Source organism: Opitutia bacterium (assembly GCA_016217545.1).
Classification (GTDB): Bacteria; Verrucomicrobiota; Verrucomicrobiia; order Opitutales; family Opitutaceae; genus Didemnitutus.
On the sequence record JACRHT010000012.1, the window covers coordinates 1,147,598 to 1,163,628 of the forward strand.

Here is a 16,031-nt window from a genome sequence, read left to right on the forward strand (position 1 = left end):
GTTCAGTGCGCGGCGGTTTTGCCGTGCGTAGAGCGCCAGCGGCGGAGGCCAAAAATCGCGAAGCCCGCGCCGAGGAGGATCGCGCCGTAGGTCGACGGTTCGGGATAGCGGCGGAACATGACGCCGTTGACGGCGGCGAGGTCGATGCCGCCCGTGCCGGTGGCGTTGCTCGTCGAGGTGGGGTAGTAGGCCGCGTTACTCCAATCGACGAGGTTGGACATGTTACCGCCGTTGGTGACGTCGTTGCCGAAAAGCGAGTAGCCGTAGATCGTGGTGCCGGCGGCGATGCCGAGATCGGCGAGGGTTACCACGACGCCGCCGATGCCTTGCGTGCCGGTTTCGGAGTTGGAATTCCAGTAGGACGGGCTGCCGAGGTTGTCGCCGTTGCCGTAGCGGAAGAGGTTGTAGGTGCCGTTGCCGACGACGTTGGCGGTGCCGTAGTTGGCGCTGGTGATGCTGATGAGGTTGCCGGCGTAGGCGGTGGGCTTGTTGTTCACGGAATCCCAGCCGGTGATGAGCGCGATCTTCACCTGGTCGTGAACGTTGATCGCGCCGCGGTCGAAGATGGCGAAGGCCATGTCTGTGGTGGCGGCGGTGCCGCTCGTGCTGAGCACGAAGTCGAGCCGCTCGATGTTGCCGTCTTGCGCGCCGGAGCCGTTGGCGAAGGTGTTGTCGGAGCCGCGATAGAGATTGTTGCCGAGGAGAAGTGACGAGTAGTTGCTCGAGTAGGGCGCGCGGAACTCAGTGGTTGGCGAGCCCTGCATATACCAGACGGACGACTGGTTGGCGTTGACGCCGTTGCGACGGGCATAGGCGGCGACGCCGGTGCCGGAAAACGTGTAGGTGTTGCCTGTAGCGGAGGTGAAGGTGCTCACCGCGAGCGTCGAGTTCTCGAACGTGACGCCGTTGGTGTTGGTGTTCGCCAGGTCCGACGACGTGGTCGTAATCGCGGTGATCGCCGTCTGCGCCGACGCGGTGGCGGCGAGCAGGCCCAGCCACACCGGGATGAGGAGGGAAATCTGGCGGTGGCGCTTCACGGCGGTCGGCACTCTCCTGTTGCTAATCTGCTCCGTCAAATGAATAGGTCTTTACCCCTACTTTGACGACCTTTTCGAACGACCCCGAGGGAGACCATCCCGACTTCTTCGAGCGCTTCGAAGCGTGGCGATCGTCGCCGCGGCTGCTGCGTCGGTTGGGAATCGCGGCCGCGGTCCTGGCTTTGGTGGCGGGTGTCGCGGCGTGGCGCTGGTGGGCCTCGGCCGAGGCGCGGGCCTTGGCCAAGGCGGCGGAATTCCAGGAGGTGGGTGATTGGCGGCGGGCGGAATTGTTGCTGCAGCAGGCCTTGGATCGTCACCCCGGGAGCCTCCCGGCGCATCGGGCCTATGCGGCGTTTCTCGATCGGGTGAACCGGCCGGATGCCGTGGAGCTGTGGCGACGAGTGGTGGCGCTTTCGCCGGACGATGTGGGCGCGAGACTGAAATTCGCGGCGGCGGCGGTGCGCTCCGGGCAGTTCGACGAGGCGCGTCGTGCGTTGCAGGCGGTGCCGACGACGGCGCGCGAAGCGGAGTATCATCGTCTGGCCGCGGCGCTCGCGTTGGTGCGAGGCGATTCGGCGGAGGCGCGGGCGCGGTTGCGCTCGGTGGTCGCGCGTGCTCCTGACGATGCGCGGGCGCGCTTGAGCCTCGCGCTCGAGCAGTTGAAGGCCGCGGCGGAGGAGCAGGAGCGGGGACGCCAGGAGTTGGAGCGGCTATCGCGGCAGCCCGCCACCGCGCTGCGCGCCACGCTGGAGTTGATGCAGGACGCGGAGCGGCGCTGGCCGGGTGCGGCGGACGCGGAGGAAATTCTGGCGGATCGAATTTTGCTGGGGGCGGCGGGGGCGAAGTTGCGCGCGGCGGGGGAATCGGGGCGCATGAGATTGCTGCGCCACTTGTGGGCGCTGCCGGTCAGCGAGCCGGCCGATGTCGCGGTTTTTCTGCGGTGGAGTGCACAGGAGGGACTGGCGCGCGAGGCGTTGCGCTGGTGGGGAAACCAGACGGCGGTGGATCGCAGCCACCTGCTCGTGCAGTTGCCGCTGGCCGAGTGCGCGATCGCAGCGGGGGATTGGGGTGCGTTGCGGGACGCGCTCAAACGCGGGGCGTGGGGCCCGGTGATGTCCGACGTCGTGGACGAGGCTTTCGTGTTGCATGCGCAGGGTGTCGAAGGCGCGGGCGATTGGCTGCGGGTGCGGGAGCGCGCGGTAAATTCGGTGGCGACGTTGCAAGTGCTGGCGCAGCTTGCACGCTTGTGGGGCAACGATGGACGGGCGGAGCAGACGTGGCGAATGATCACGCGACAATATCCGCAGGAGCGGCGTGCTTGGGGCGAAATGCGGGCGATTTTCCTGCGGCGCGGAGACACTGCGGCGCTCAAGAAACTCTATGCGGAGTGGGAGGCGAGCGGGGCAGCGAGTGCCGACGTCAAAATCGAGCGGCGGATTCTCGCGCTGTTGACGGGCGACGAAGACGCGGTCGCGCTTCGGGAGATTTCTCGTTTCGCGGAGGAATTGCCGGACAGTGAATCATCGCGGGCGCTGCGGGCTTTGGTGTTGCGGGCCGAGGGACGCGGAGCCGAGGCACTGGCGTTGATGGAAGCCGCGCTGGCGGGCAATCCGCCGCCGCGCTGGTCGCTGATTTTCGGCGTGCTGCTCGCGGAGAACGGGCGAGGGGAAGAGGCGGAGCGGGCGCTTGCGAAGGTGAGCGGGCCGTTGCTGCCTGAGGAAGAGGCGTTGCGCGAGCGGGCGCGCGGGCGAATCGCGGCGAGTCGGCCGCGCCGTTAAGCGACGCGCGATTGGCGCCAGCGGCGGAGGCCGAAAATGGCGAGGCCGGCGCCAAGGAAGAGGGCGCCGTAGGTCGAGGGCTCCGGGACCGGCCGCGAGATCTGCGCGCCGAAGCCCATGAAGTCCATGTTGCCCCAGGTGTTCGCGTCGGTGTTCGTGAGGTAGACGCAGTCGTTGTTCCAGTTCACGAGGTCCGAGGCGCTGCCGGCGGTGACGTCGCCGGCCATGAGCGAGTAGCCGTAGATGGTCTGGCCGACCGAGAGGCCGAGGTCGGTGAAGCGGATGAGAATGCCGACGAGGTAGAGGTCGTTGCTGTTCGGCGTGCCGCTGTTGGTGTCGAGCGTGGTGATCGACTGACCGCTGGCGAGATTGTCGCCGTTCGTGGTGGTGGAGCGAAGATATTTGGCGTTCGAGCCGTCGGGCGTGGCGACGGGATTGCCGAAGGTGTCGGGTTGGACGAGGAGGCCGGTGTTCGCGTAAGCGGTGGGAGCGTTGCTGACGCCGTTGACGGTGCCGACGGAGGTGAACGCAGCGATGCGGAAGCCGTCGCCGAAATTGCCGACGTTTTCCAAGTCGAAGAAGACGATGGCGTCGCCGGCCTGCACGGTGTAGCCGCCGGCGAAGGAGAAATCGATGCGCTCGATGTTCGAGTTGGTGGAGCTGGAGCCGTTCGCGAAGGGATTGCGGAGGCCTTGCGTGAGGTCGTTGCTGAGCATGACCTCGGAGAGGGTCGGCGTGGTGTCGCCTTTGCCGATGACGGTCGCGCTGCCGCCGCCAGTGGACGAATACTGGTAGAAGACGGTCGAGTTGTTGGGATTTCCCGCGCCGGTGTTGCGGCGGAAATTGACGGAGCTGGCGAGCGGGCCGTTGAAGCTGTAGGTGCCGAGCGAACTGGAGATGTATTCGACCGGCGTGTAAGTGTTGCTGTAGGTGATGTTGCCGGCGGTGCGATTCGTCGTGTCGACCGGGGTGCCGTAGTCGACGGCGGTCACCGCGATCTGTCCAAGGGCCCGGAGGGCGAGCGCGCCCGCGACCACGCTCGCGCAGAAGGCGCGGCGGAGGCGGTGATGCGGGCGGCTGAATTCCATGCCTCTCGTATGCGAGGGGCGTTCGGCTCAGTCAACGAAATAGGTGGAAATACCCAGTTGCAGTCGGGATAATTTGCAATGCGCGAGGTTTGGCGCACCGTAAAGTCGCGCTCGGTCTTACGTTAAATGTTAGGAGTTATCTGTTTAAGACCTTTGCGGAGTGTGCCGACCAAGACACCGAGCGCCAGAAGGGCGCCGCCGTAGAATTGGGGTTCGGGCACGGCGCGGGCGATCGTGCCGCCAAAAGCCGCGAAGTCGGCATTTCCCCACCCGTTGGGGTCCGTGGTGGTGGAGTAAACGGTGGAGTTGTTCCAGTTGACGAGATCGCTGCCGCTGGACGCGCTGACGTCGCCCGCCATGAGCGAATAGCCGTAGATTGTCTGACCGACGGAGAGGCCGAGATCGGTGAAGCGAATGAGAATGCCGACGAGGTAGAGATCGTAGGCGCCGGGGGTGCCGGCGTTGTAGTCGAGCGACGTGATCGACTGGCTGCTCGCGAGGTTGTCGCCGTTGGTGGTGGTGGAGAGCAGATAGCGGCCGTTTGTCCCCGTCGGAGTATTCACGGGATCGCCGAGGGTGCCCGGCGAGATGAGCAAGCCGGAGTTGGCGTAGGCGGTGGGGGCGTTGGCAGCGCCGTTGACGGTGCCGACCGAAGTGTAGGCGGCCACGCGAAAGCCGTCGCCGCGATCGCCATAGTTCTCGAGGTCGAACAGGACGATGGCGTCGCCCTCCTTCACGGTGTAGCCGCCGGAGAAATAGAAGTCGATGCGCTCGATGTTGGAGTCGGTGGAGCTGGAGCCGTTCGCGAACGGATTGCGCACGCCTTGAGTGAGGTCGTTGCTGAGCATCACCTCGGGCAGGGTGGGGCTCGAGTCGCCTTTGCCGTAGACGGTGCCGCTCCCGGAGTTCAGCGAGGAATACTGGTAGTAGACGTTGGCGCTGTTCGCATTGCCGGCGCCGGTGTTGCGGCGAAAGGACACCGAGGTGGCGGCGCCGCCGTTGATCGCGTAGGTGCCGAGCGAGGAAGAGACGTATTCGACGTTCGTGAACTGATTAAGGAACGTCAGGTTGCCGGCGGTGCGGTCCGTGGTGTCGGTGGTCGTGCCGTAGTCGACGCCGCTGATGGCGACTTGCGCGCGCGCGCGCGGATCCAAAGCGAAAGCTCCCACTGCGACGAGCAGTGAGCCGAGTCGACGAAGACTTGGCCTGTGAGGGTTCAATCGCTGGCCGGTAATCGGCGCGGGCCGCCTCGGGCTTGAGTGGTTTCCGGCATCGCAGACTCCGTGGCGACGGCTCTTCTTGTCCGGGTTAGGGAGCCTAATAAAGCCGCTCCGTCCGAAATGGTCCGGGCGGCGCACTTTACATCGGGCGGGCGCGTTGGTTTCTTGCGGACCACTTCGGCGTCACCCCTCCACGCGCCTTTTGACTCCATTCATGCGATGAACCTCCTCGGCTCGCTCTTCACGTCCTCTATTGGCCGGAAGTTCCTCATGGCGTTCACCGGACTCGTCTTGTTCGGCTTCGTCACGGGGCACTTGGTCGGCAACCTCCAGATCTTTCTCCCGCCGGAGAAGATCAACCACTACGGTCACTTCCTCGAGTCGCTCGGCTCGGCGCTGTGGCTGATCCGGGCGTTCCTGCTCGCCTGCGTGGTGATCCACGTCTGGCTCGCCATCCAGCTCACGCTGGAAAACCGCGCCGCGCGTCCCGATGCCTACGGCATCGACAAGGTCAATCGCGCCACGCTCGCCTCGCGCGTCATGGCCCGCACCGGTCTCGTGGTGTTCGCCTTCCTCGTGTTCCACCTTTGGCACTACACGATTCGCGGTAGCCACCCCGAGTGGAGCGAGCACACCTACAAGCTCGCCGACGGCACCATGGTCCGCGACGTCTACAAGATGGTCGTGCAAGGCTTCAGCAGCGTGCCGGTCTCGGTGTTCTACATCATCGCGGTCGGCCTGCTCAGCTACCACCTCGCGCACGGCATCTCGTCGATGTTCCAGAGCCTCGGCTTGAAGAACGAGACGTGGACCCGCGGCCTCGAAGGCTTCGCCAAGGTCTACTGCTGGGCCTACTTCCTCCTCAACGCCGCCATCCCGCTCGCGGTCCTCAGCGGCTACGTCCACCTCTAAGCCTTTCCCGTCATGGCCAAACTTGACTCCAAGATTCCCTCCGGCCCGCTGGCCGACAAGTGGCGCAACCACAAGGCCTCGATCAAACTCGTCAATCCGGCCAACAAGCGGAAATACGAAGTCATCGTCGTCGGCGCCGGCCTCGCCGGCGGTTCCGCCGCCGCCACGCTCGCTGAGCTCGGCTACAAGGTGAAGTGCTTCGTCTTCCACGACAGCCCGCGCCGCGCCCACTCCATCGCCGCCCAAGGCGGCATCAACGCCGCCAAAAACTACCAGAACGACGGCGACAGCGTCTACCGGCTCTTCTACGACACCCTGAAGGGCGGCGACTATCGCGCCCGCGAGGCCAACGTCCATCGCCTCGCCGAAGTCTCGGTCAACATCATCGACCAGTGCGCCGCGCAGGGCGTGCCCTTCGCCCGCGAATACGGCGGTCTCCTCGCCAACCGTTCCTTCGGCGGCGCGCAGGTTTCGCGCACGTTCTACGCCCGCGGCCAGACCGGCCAGCAACTCCTCCTCGGCGCCTACAGCGCGCTCTCGAAGATGGTCGGCGCCGGCGGCGTGCAACTCTTCAACAACTCCGAGATGCTCGACCTCGTCCTCGTCGACGGTCACGCGAAGGGCATCATCGTCCGCAATCTCATCACCGGCGCGATCGAGCGCCACAGCGCCGACGCCGTGATCCTCGCCACCGGCGGCTACGGCAACGTCTTCAACCTCGCCACCTACGCGCGCGGCTCGAACGCCACCGCCATCTGGCGCGCCTACAAGCGCGGCGCCTGCTTCGGCAATCCCTGCTACACGCAGATCCACCCGACCTGCATTCCCGTCTCCGGCGACTACCAGTCGAAGCTCACGCTCATGTCCGAGTCGCTGCGCAACGACGGCCGCATCTGGGTCCCGAAGAAGAAGGAAGACGCAAAGAAAAATCCCGCCGACATCCCTGAGGCCGATCGCGATTACTACCTCGAGCGCATCTACCCGAGCTTCGGCAACCTCGCCCCGCGCGACGTCTCCTCTCGCGCCGCCATGCGCATGTGCGACGAAGGCCGCGGCGTCGGCGAGACCGGCCTCGGCGTTTACCTCGACTTCGCCGACGCCATCAAACGTCTCGGCGAAGCCGGCGTGCGCGAGCGCTACGGCAACCTCTTCGACATCTACCACGAGATCACCAACGAGAACGCCTACAAGACGCCGATGCGCATCTTCCCCGCGGTGCACTACACCATGGGCGGCCTCTGGGTGGACTACAACCTGATGTCCAACATCCCCGGCCTCTTCGTGCTCGGCGAAGCCAACTTCTCCGACCACGGCGCCAACCGCCTCGGCGCCTCCGCGCTCATGCAAGGCCTCGCCGACGGCTACTTCGTCATCCCTTACACCATCGGCGATTACCTCGCCGGCCAGAAGCCCAACAACAAGCCCTCGACCGACCGCGCCGAGTTCAAGCAAGCCGAGGCCAACGTCACCGCGCTCAACCAGCACCTCCTCTCCATCAACGGCAAGGAGCCCGTCAGCCATTTCCACAAGCGCCTCGGCCAGATCATGTGGAAGAACTGCGGCATGGCCCGCACCAAGCAATCGCTCGAGCGCGCGCTCAAGGAAATCCCCGCCCTCCGCGAGGAATTCTGGCAGAACGTCAAAGTCCCCGGCTCCGCTGCGACGATCAACCAGTCGCTCGAAAACGCCGGCCGCGTCGCCGACTTCATCGAACTCGGCGAGCTCATGTGCCTCGACGCGCTCACCCGCGAAGAATCCTGCGGCGGTCACTTCCGCGAGGAATACCAACACCCCGACGGTGAGTGCCTGCGCGACGACGCCAACTTCGCGCACGTCGCCGCCTGGGAATACCAGGGCGAAGGCAAAGCCCCGCTCCGCAACGTTGAGCCGCTCAACTACGAGTTCACCAAGATGAGCGTCCGCTCCTACAAATAAGAAGCCCCCGACGAATAACCGCCATGGTTGCTCACACCACTTCCAAGAAACTCTTCAACGTCACCCTCCGCGTCTGGCGCCAAGCCGGCCCGCAGGACGCCGGCAAGTTCGTCGACTATCCGGCCAAGGACGTGAATCCCGACATGTCCTTCCTCGAGCTGCTCGACGTCGTGAACGACGAGCTGACGAAGAAAGGCGAGGACCCCATCGCGTTCGCCCACGACTGCCGCGAAGGCATCTGCGGCACCTGCTCCTGCACCATCAACGGCAAGCCGCACGGCCCCGGCAAAGGCATCGCCACCTGCCAGACCTACATGCGCAGCTTCAAGGACGGCGACACCATCCTCGTCGAACCCTTCCGCGCGAAAGCCTTCGCCATCCAGAAGGACCTGATGACGGACCGCTCCGCCTTCGACAAGATCCAGCAGGCCGGCGGCTTCATCTCCGTGCGCACCGGCGCCGCGCCCGACGCGAACTCCATTCCCGTTCCGAAGGAAGACGCCGATCTCGCAATGGACGCCGCCCAGTGCATCGGCTGCGGCGCCTGCGTCGCCGCGTGCAAGAACGCCTCCGCGATGCTCTTCGTCGCCGCCAAAGTCTCGCAATTCGCGCTGCTCCCGCAAGGCCAGCCCGAGCGCGAGAGGCGCGTGCTCGCGATGGTGAAGACGATGGACGATCTCGGCTTTGGCAACTGCACCAACCAATACGAGTGCAGCGCCGTGTGCCCGAAGCTGATCTCGCACGACTTCATCGCCCGCCTGAACCGCGAATACATCCGCGCCCTCGTGAAGACGAAGTTCAGCTCCACGTCGAACGCCACCGGCGGCGCGGGCTGAGCGCAAATCCAGTTTTCATTCACCCACGGCGCGGCCCTCCGCGCCGTTTTTGTTTTCGCGCGATCGCTGCTTCCGAACGCGTCGATCCGGAAGTTTCATTATTTTGGATGGTTTCGTCCGCTCTGCTTCGCGTGAGGCCGCAGCTAAGCTCCGGCCATGGATGTCGTGCGGGATGGAAACGAAAGTCACACAAAGGTCCGCGATGCCGGAAACGCTGAGCAGCGCGCTGCATGCGGTCGCGATTTGTCGAGCAGCTCGACGCGCACGCGCCAGTTTTGGACGCTGCACCGAGGTCGTTCGGCGCTCCGCCGAGCGCTGATGGTGTTCGCGCTGTTCGCTGGCGCCGCGAGGGCATTCGCGATTTCGACTCCCGCGCAGGGAGCGATCGCCGCCGGCGGGCATCACGTGCTCGCGCTGAAAGCGGACGGCACGGTCTGGAGCTGGGGCGCGAACGACACCGGCCAGTTGGGCACGAATGACGGTCCGGCACGTGAGGCTCCCGCTCCGATTGCGGGCCTCAGTTCCGTTGCGGCAATCGCGACCGGCTACGGCCACTCGCTCGCACTGAAGGTCGACGGAACGGTTTGGGCCTGGGGCGACAACAGCTTCGCCCAGCTTGGCGATGGCACGCAGACAAATCGGACTTCGCCGGTTCAAATTTCCGGGCTTTCCGACGTCGTTGCGATTGCGGCGGGCCGCATGCACTCGATGGCCTTGCGAGCCGATGGCACGGTTTGGACATGGGGTGCCAACTTCTTTCAGCAACTCGGCGATGGTGGCTTCATGCCCCAATCGCGTCCTGTTCGGATCGCCTCGCTCGGTCCCACCGCCCGCATTGCGGCATCCTACTATGCGAGCGCGGCGGTGTTGGTCGATGGCACGGTCTGGCGCTGGGGCTACAGCTCCAGCCCTGATCTGCCCCGCGCGGGCGTGCCGACGCGAGTGACAGGCCTGCCGGTGATCGAAAGTGTAGCTTTGGGCTTTGAACACTTGGTGGCGCGTGTGGCGGACGGCTCTGTTTGGGTCGTCGGCGCCAATGACTACGGACAGCTTGGGTTGGGCAACACGGTGGGCAGCGCCGCTGTGCCGATCGGTGTGATCTCCAATGCTTCGTCAGTCGTCGCGAACACGAATTCGTCCTTCGCTCTGCTCGGTGACGGCAGCCTCAGAGCATGGGGCTCGAACATCGCAAGCGGGTTGGGAGACGGCACGAACGTCAATCGTGTCAGTCCAGTGCCGATCGGCGGCGCGCGGCACTATGTCGCCGTTGCCGCCGGCGAGTTCTTTGGTGTCGCCCTCGACGATGCGGGCGGCATTTGGCAGTGGGGCTGCAACGACGCGGGCCAGGCGGGGGATGGCAGTTCGCAAACCGCCACGCATTTGGTGCAGTTGCCAAAATTCCAGCAGCTCGTGGCCGTGTCGCTCTCGTCCAAGACGGGATTGGCCCTCGAGGCGGATGGCTCGGTATGGACTGCGAGGGGTGAGCCGGTTCCTGGTCTGGGCAACGTCACCTCCGTGGCGGCAGGCGCGTATCATTTCGCGGCGCGCAGAACGGATGGTAGTGTTTGGATGTGGGGCGCCAATGAGGCGGGCCAACTGGGCGATGGCACGTTGTCCGCGCGCTCGGTCCCGGCTGCGGTGACAGGCCTCACCGGTGTGAGCAGCGTGGAGACGGGCTTGAATCACACCATCGCTTTGAAGAGCGACGGGAGCATTCTCTCCTGGGGCGGGAATGGCAGCGGCCAACTGGGCGATGGCACCAAGGTCGCTCGCTCGATTCCCGTTGCGACCACCACGGTGGCACGTGCGAACGCGGTCAGCGCAGGCTACAATTTTTCTGTGGCCGCGAGAGACGATGGCACTGTCGTGCGCTGGGGTTTGAATGGCACAATGGTGGTGCCCGGCCTCGCGGGCATCGTGTCGTTGTCGGCCGGAAACAACCACGTGCTCGCGCTCAAGAGCGACGGCACGGTTTGGGGGGTTGGCGACAATACGTTTGGCCAACTCGGCGGCGGGACGGCGGGTGGTTACCAAAACACCGCGACCCAGGTGCCAGGCCTCAGCGGCATAGTCGAAGTCGCCGCGGGCGGCACGCACTCGCTCGCACGCCAACTCGACGGCACCGTCTTCGGCTGGGGCGACAACAGCCGGGGGCAGTTAGGTGACGGAACAACCATCAATCGACCGAGCCCGATAGTCGTCTCGCCGGGTTTCGCGGCGCGATCGATCGGTGCAGGTGACGCCACAACGGCGCTCGTGAAATCTGATGGCACGTTGTGGGTTGGCGGGGACGGCTTGGTGTTCGCTCTCGATGCCTTTGCACTTCGGCAGGCGGCGATCCGATTGGTGCCTTCGGCGATCGATTCTGATCAGGACGGGATGCTCGATGCCTGGGAAATCACCCAGTTCGGTGGCTTGAGCCATACGGGTGCCGAGGACAGCGATGGAGATGGAGCGCGAGATTTGCGCGAATCCCAACTCGGCACCGATCCGAGCGTCGCCGATTCGGATGGCGATGGCATGAACGACAACGCCGATCAAATTCCGAACGACTACTATGATGGCACGCCGCCCACGCTGACTATTGTCGGCGGCAACAACCAGACTGCGGCCCCCGGCGCTTTCGTTCCGCTCGCGCTGGATGTGGGCGTGTGGAACAGCGGAGGCACTTCCCCGTTGGTCAATGCCCCGCTGACGTTCACCGTGACCAGCGGAGGCGGCAAGTTGGCGAGCAACGTCGGAGGTCCTCTGGCGGATTCGATTACGCTCAGGTCCGACGCCGACGGCACAGGACAGGTTTTCTACCGGCAGCCGTCAGGTGTGGGTGTCGCGAGCTCGATTACTGCCGTCGCGGGCCTGGCCTCGGTCGTTTTCCACGCTTCCACTCCGGCCGACGGACCCGGTCCAGACACTGATTCTGATGGGCTGCCGGATGATTGGGAACAAAGTCACTTTGGAACGGTAGGCGCAAACCCAGCCGCCGATGCGGACGGCGACGGGTTGACGAATCTACAGGAATACCAAGCACAGACCGACCCCCGCCGGCCGCACCCGGGCTGGGCCTATTTCGCGCTCCCGTCTAATTTGATCCCTTTGGCTGCCAGCCCGAACGGGGTGGCGTTGCTGCGGGATGAGACGCATTACTGGCGCTGGGCGAACGGAAGCCTGATTCAGTTGGCGGAGTATGCCGAAGGAGTGGAAATCGGCCCCCGCAAGTATCGTTCAACCGAGGCGGTCTTGAATCGGCGAGGCGACGTGGCGATTCAGACGGTCGATCTCCAACGCCCAACAAGTAGTAGTAGTGACGGCGATAGGACGGATGAAGAAACGGCAGTAACTCAAGTCTACCCTGTGGATGTGACACAACCTTGGAGCTTCGCTGCGCCCTCGCTTGTAGCTGTCAGCGATTTCATCGACTCAGCAGTCTACGACGTGAATGGCAATTTTGTGCGATGGTCGCAGGACACTCTTATCAGCAATCGTCTATACAGCATGGCGGTTGGAGACGATGGTGCGCTTTGGGGATTGGCGCCCGTTGCGGTAGAGACGTATCACGATGATGACATGAACGCGAATTACCAAGGTTTCATCAGGGACCTCGTGCGCGTTTCGGCCGGCGGAGGTGGCGCGGTGAGCCGGCGGGCGCGCGTCGGTATTTTCCGCGGGCTCGATGAGCAGGATCATGCCATCGGGCAATCCGGGCCGGACGGGATCGGCTTTGTCGGAACATCAGCAGTTAGCTACACGCCGTCAGCGATCAGCGCCAGCGGGCAAGTGATCGGCTACGACGGCATCGCGACGAGCTACTATCCCAGTGGTCCGCAGCGTGTCTACGCGGTCGGGGGAAACACCGGGCGCCTCCTGCCTGAGGCAGACTATCCCTACTATTTCGATGCGCAGGAGCGGATCAACGAGCGCGCCTACACCAGCAATGGCTTCGCGCACTATTTGGTGACGCCGACTGGTCCCGAAGGTGCGTGGCAACGCATCGCGCACGTTCCGCTGCCGACGCCGGCGGGGTGGGGCAGCAGTCACCGCATGGCGGTCGGCGGCGAGTCTGCGCAACTCGGATACGCCTCGATCAACGGTGGCGCCCCGCAACCGTTCCTAGCCCTGCCCAACCCCGCCCGCCTGCAGGTCGACAACGACCGCGACGGCGCAATCACCGCCGACCTCCCCGACCTCGCCACGCCGGAGAAGCCGTATCGATTCTGGATCAATGATGATATTGACCGAGGGCACACCGTCGATGGAAACGACTTTGAACAAGATGACATCAGCCCGGCCGAGGCAGCGACCAACAACTGGGTCGAGGATTGGAAATACAACACGGCTCAATCCTTGCGCGACTTGGAGGACTTCTCACGAATCGTGGTCTCGACGAGCGGCCTGAGCGACGCGTTCAGAAACGGCGACCTGTATCTCGGCCTGAAATGGGTGGACACGACAGGGACGCCGTCGATCAAGCTTTACAAGCAATACGACGCGACCGGTGGCACGAGTTACCTGACCGACGATTATCAGGCCAGCGTGCAATTGCCGGAGAACGCGATCCTCAACCAGCGGTATCCGAACGACGACGTGTCGTCGATGTCAGCGCACACCGTCGTTACGCCTGGCGACCTGTTCGTGTTGCCACAAGGTCTGTGGATCGGCACGACGGGCGACATCAAACGATCGCTACTGTTCGAGGGCTGCACCGCGGGAACGGGACAGCTCAAGCTCGTCATTCTCAAGAAGGATGGGACCGACTACACCGAGATTGGCGAGGGTCCCGGCGTGTGGCTCGATCTGAAAAAGATCGGCGACATGTATGAGCACTGGTCCGTCGGAAACAGCAATGGCGGTGCGCCGAACCCGGTGGCGGGTCGCATCGCCTCTTTGTCAGGCAGCGGGTCGGCTTTTGCCTACACATCAAGCAGTGCGGAGGAGCAGAAATACATCCTCTACGTTCACGGCTGGAATATGGAGCAATGGGAGAAGGAGCGCTACGCCGAGACGGCTTACAAGCGGCTTTGGTGGCAGGGTTACAAGGGGCTTTTCGGGCTGTTCTCGTGGCCGACGACGAACGGGTTTACGACCAAGTTCGATGCGGCGGTCAACAGCACGAACTTTGATCAAGGCGAGTTCACTGCGTGGCGCTCGGCCACACCGTTACGTCAGTTATTGCAGACGCTGAACACGGCTCACGGTGGCCAGCTTTACGTTCTTTCGCACAGCATGGGCGGCATCGTAACGAGCGAGGCACTCCGTCTGCAAAGTGATGCCAATGGTGCACCCATTGTGCAGGTCTACGTGGCAAGCCAGGCGGCGTTCTCCGCACACGTTTACGATGGCACGCTTTCGGACGCCACCGGATCGCCGAATGCGTTGCAGTGGACCTATGCGTATCCGGGAACTGGGGTTGCGGTAAACTACGGCCCGCAAACACCGAACATCTACAGGAACTGGACTGCTTTCGTGCTTAGGGGCTCCGCTGTTTCATCGTCGTCCGTCAATCGCGTGGTAAATTTCTATAACGAGAACGACTACGCCCTGTCTGCTCCGGTATGGCAGTTCAATCAGCTCACGAAGCCAGACTTTGCCGACTATCCCGAATTACTATGGGAGTATTACTATGTCGGAGATTTTACCGGCGTGCCTGCGAGTGATGGGTTCCGCAAGGTGGGCAAATACACCAATCTATCCGGAGAGGTTATCCTCAACCTGGGAAACCGCACGGCGGTGGAGGATCGTTACGAGATCATGTCCTTTGGGGCCGAATCGCGAGTGAAAGCCTTCGGTGCAATGCCGAACATCAGTCAGGGCATTAGCAATGCGGTCGACCTTCAGACGCTCTGGCTTGCTGATCCGGACAACCACAGCGCGCACAAATGGCATAGTGCCGAGTTTCGTTCGACGATTCAACTTGAGCGAAACTACTGGAAGACGCTGTTGAGCGACCGTGGCTTCGACATCTCGACGGTAACCTTGCCATGACCACACGTAGAAAAGCACTCCTCCTAGTCGGAATCGTTGCACTGCTGATTGCTGTGCTGTGGTTGTGGCGGCGACAAACGCCGTCAATGTCGCGTCAGCAGCCGTCGTCAGAGCAGGTGGCGACTGGGGCGGGGGCGCCCAACTTAGCGCGGACTGCAGCGAGCGTCGAGCAACCGGCGAGTCAGCCTACGCCAGCAGCGTCTGCCCCTGCTCCCACGCAAAAGCCCAGTGTTGAATTAAAGCGCACGTTTGAGACGCTCAATCATCGCCCGATCGAGTTTTATGGGTGCGCTGTCGATCAGTTTGGTGTAGCGGTTTCCGGAGCAGATGTGACGGGCAGTGTGATCCACAACACCGGCACGGCATCGGGTCGAAGACTCGCGCATACCACGACGGATGCGAACGGCTACTTCGAATTTCGCGCCTTGGAAGGCCAGAGCCTTGGCATCAACTTGAAAAAGTCGGGTTACGAATTTAATCCGCGCAAAACGCTGTTCTGGTATTCGTATTTCGAAGCCGACCATAAACGGCATCAGCCCGACCCGCGGAATCCCGTGGTCTTCACGCTTTGGAAAAAGCAGGAAACGGAGCCCTTGGTGCACTACGATAAAGTGTGGCGTTTCCCTGCGAATGCGGGGCCGGTAAGAATCAACCTGGTAACAGGTCGGATTGGCGGGTCGGATGCTGACTTGGTGGTCACGATCTCGCGGACCCCGCTTCAAATGCGATATGGAGAACAGGGCTTTGCTTGGACGGCCATTGTCGACGTTGAGGGCGGTGGATTGATCCGTGCTGGACAACGCGATTATTACAACGTTGCGCCAGAGTCTGGTTATGTGCCGCGTTTTGAAATCACACAGGATGCGCAAAACACGCGCGATGTTCAGGACGAAAAGACCAAGTGGACCTGGAGAGAGGATTTTTCGGATACCTTTTTTGTTTCCAGCGGCAACGGAAAGCACTTCGCACGGGTTGCGCTCCGCATCCGACCCAACAGCGACCGTAAGGAGGGCGACAACGAGTCGCTGATTGCAGCCGAAGTCTGGCTGAATCCGAACAGATCACGCAACTTGGAGTTCGATCCAAGCAAAGTGATCGCGACGCCGCGGTAACACTCGGAGTATGACATTTCCGCTGGGATAATGAGCGGCGCATGGCTAGTTTCCGCCGTTGCCATCTTTAAAGTCGTGTGGCGGGTGTTGCTGAGCCTGCAACTTTTCCGCCGCTGCTGGGTATTCTAGGCGTC

At 63.3% G+C, this 16,031-nt stretch carries 9 protein-coding genes; 6 read left to right on the forward strand and 3 right to left on the reverse strand.

The genetic code is table 11. The annotated features are described in order from the left end of the window. Positions 1 to 2: 2 nt before the first annotated feature. Entirely contained in the window at positions 3 to 1,037 is a 1,035-nt protein-coding gene (locus HZA32_11850; GenBank protein ID MBI5424766.1) for a PEP-CTERM sorting domain-containing protein, read from the reverse strand. Between the two features lie 62 nt (positions 1,038 to 1,099). Between HZA32_11850 and HZA32_11855 the strand changes: the two genes are divergently transcribed. Beyond that, positions 1,100 to 2,815, forward strand: a complete 1,716-nt coding sequence (locus tag HZA32_11855) for a tetratricopeptide repeat protein (GenBank protein MBI5424767.1) — start codon at positions 1,100 to 1,102, stop codon at positions 2,813 to 2,815. Here HZA32_11855 and HZA32_11860 read toward each other — a convergent pair. Further along, positions 2,812 to 3,903 (reverse strand): PEP-CTERM sorting domain-containing protein, encoded by a 1,092-nt coding sequence (locus tag HZA32_11860; protein MBI5424768.1) that lies wholly within the window; start codon positions 3,901 to 3,903, stop codon positions 2,812 to 2,814. The genes HZA32_11855 and HZA32_11860 overlap by 4 nt on opposite strands. Before the next feature lie 122 nt (positions 3,904 to 4,025). Beyond that, on the reverse strand, positions 4,026 to 5,057 hold the full coding sequence (locus HZA32_11865; GenBank protein MBI5424769.1) for a hypothetical protein: 1,032 nt from the start codon (positions 5,055 to 5,057) through the stop codon (positions 4,026 to 4,028). A 285-nt stretch (positions 5,058 to 5,342) separates the two neighbouring features. Here HZA32_11865 and HZA32_11870 point away from each other — a divergent pair, with 285 nt between their 5' ends. The 5 genes from HZA32_11870 to HZA32_11890 all read left to right on the forward strand — a co-directional run bounded on the left by HZA32_11870 (position 5,343) and on the right by HZA32_11890 (position 15,897). Then, positions 5,343 to 6,035: a succinate dehydrogenase cytochrome b subunit gene (locus HZA32_11870; GenBank protein ID MBI5424770.1), complete on the forward strand. Its 693-nt coding sequence runs from the start codon at positions 5,343 to 5,345 to the stop codon at positions 6,033 to 6,035. A 12-nt stretch (positions 6,036 to 6,047) separates the two neighbouring features. Next, positions 6,048 to 7,970, forward strand: a complete 1,923-nt coding sequence (locus HZA32_11875; GenBank protein ID MBI5424771.1) for a fumarate reductase/succinate dehydrogenase flavoprotein subunit — start codon at positions 6,048 to 6,050, stop codon at positions 7,968 to 7,970. Positions 7,971 to 7,993: 23 nt separating this feature from the next. After that, the gene (locus tag HZA32_11880) at positions 7,994 to 8,806 is read left to right on the forward strand and encodes a succinate dehydrogenase/fumarate reductase iron-sulfur subunit (protein ID MBI5424772.1); all 813 of its coding nucleotides are present in this window, start codon (positions 7,994 to 7,996) and stop codon (positions 8,804 to 8,806) included. 156 nt (positions 8,807 to 8,962) lie between these two features. Further along, positions 8,963 to 14,785 (forward strand): alpha/beta hydrolase, encoded by a 5,823-nt coding sequence (locus tag HZA32_11885; protein MBI5424773.1) that lies wholly within the window; start codon positions 8,963 to 8,965, stop codon positions 14,783 to 14,785. Next, positions 14,782 to 15,897 carry a carboxypeptidase regulatory-like domain-containing protein gene (locus HZA32_11890; protein ID MBI5424774.1) on the forward strand — a complete coding sequence of 372 codons (1,116 nt, stop codon included), beginning with the start codon at positions 14,782 to 14,784 and terminating at the stop codon, positions 15,895 to 15,897. The genes HZA32_11885 and HZA32_11890 overlap by 4 nt, the downstream gene beginning before the upstream one ends. Positions 15,898 to 16,031: the final 134 nt, after the last annotated feature.

Coding starts and splice junctions, on each gene's coding strand:
- HZA32_11860 (MBI5424768.1), bottom strand. CDS start 3,903: ATGGAATTCAGCCGCCCGCATCACCGCCTCCGCCGCGCCTTCTGCGCG.
- HZA32_11870 (MBI5424770.1), top strand. CDS start 5,343: ATGAACCTCCTCGGCTCGCTCTTCACGTCCTCTATTGGCCGGAAGTTC.
- HZA32_11875 (MBI5424771.1), top strand. CDS start 6,048: ATGGCCAAACTTGACTCCAAGATTCCCTCCGGCCCGCTGGCCGACAAG.
- HZA32_11880 (MBI5424772.1), top strand. CDS start 7,994: ATGGTTGCTCACACCACTTCCAAGAAACTCTTCAACGTCACCCTCCGC.
- HZA32_11885 (MBI5424773.1), top strand. CDS start 8,963: ATGGATGTCGTGCGGGATGGAAACGAAAGTCACACAAAGGTCCGCGAT.
- HZA32_11890 (MBI5424774.1), top strand. CDS start 14,782: ATGACCACACGTAGAAAAGCACTCCTCCTAGTCGGAATCGTTGCACTG.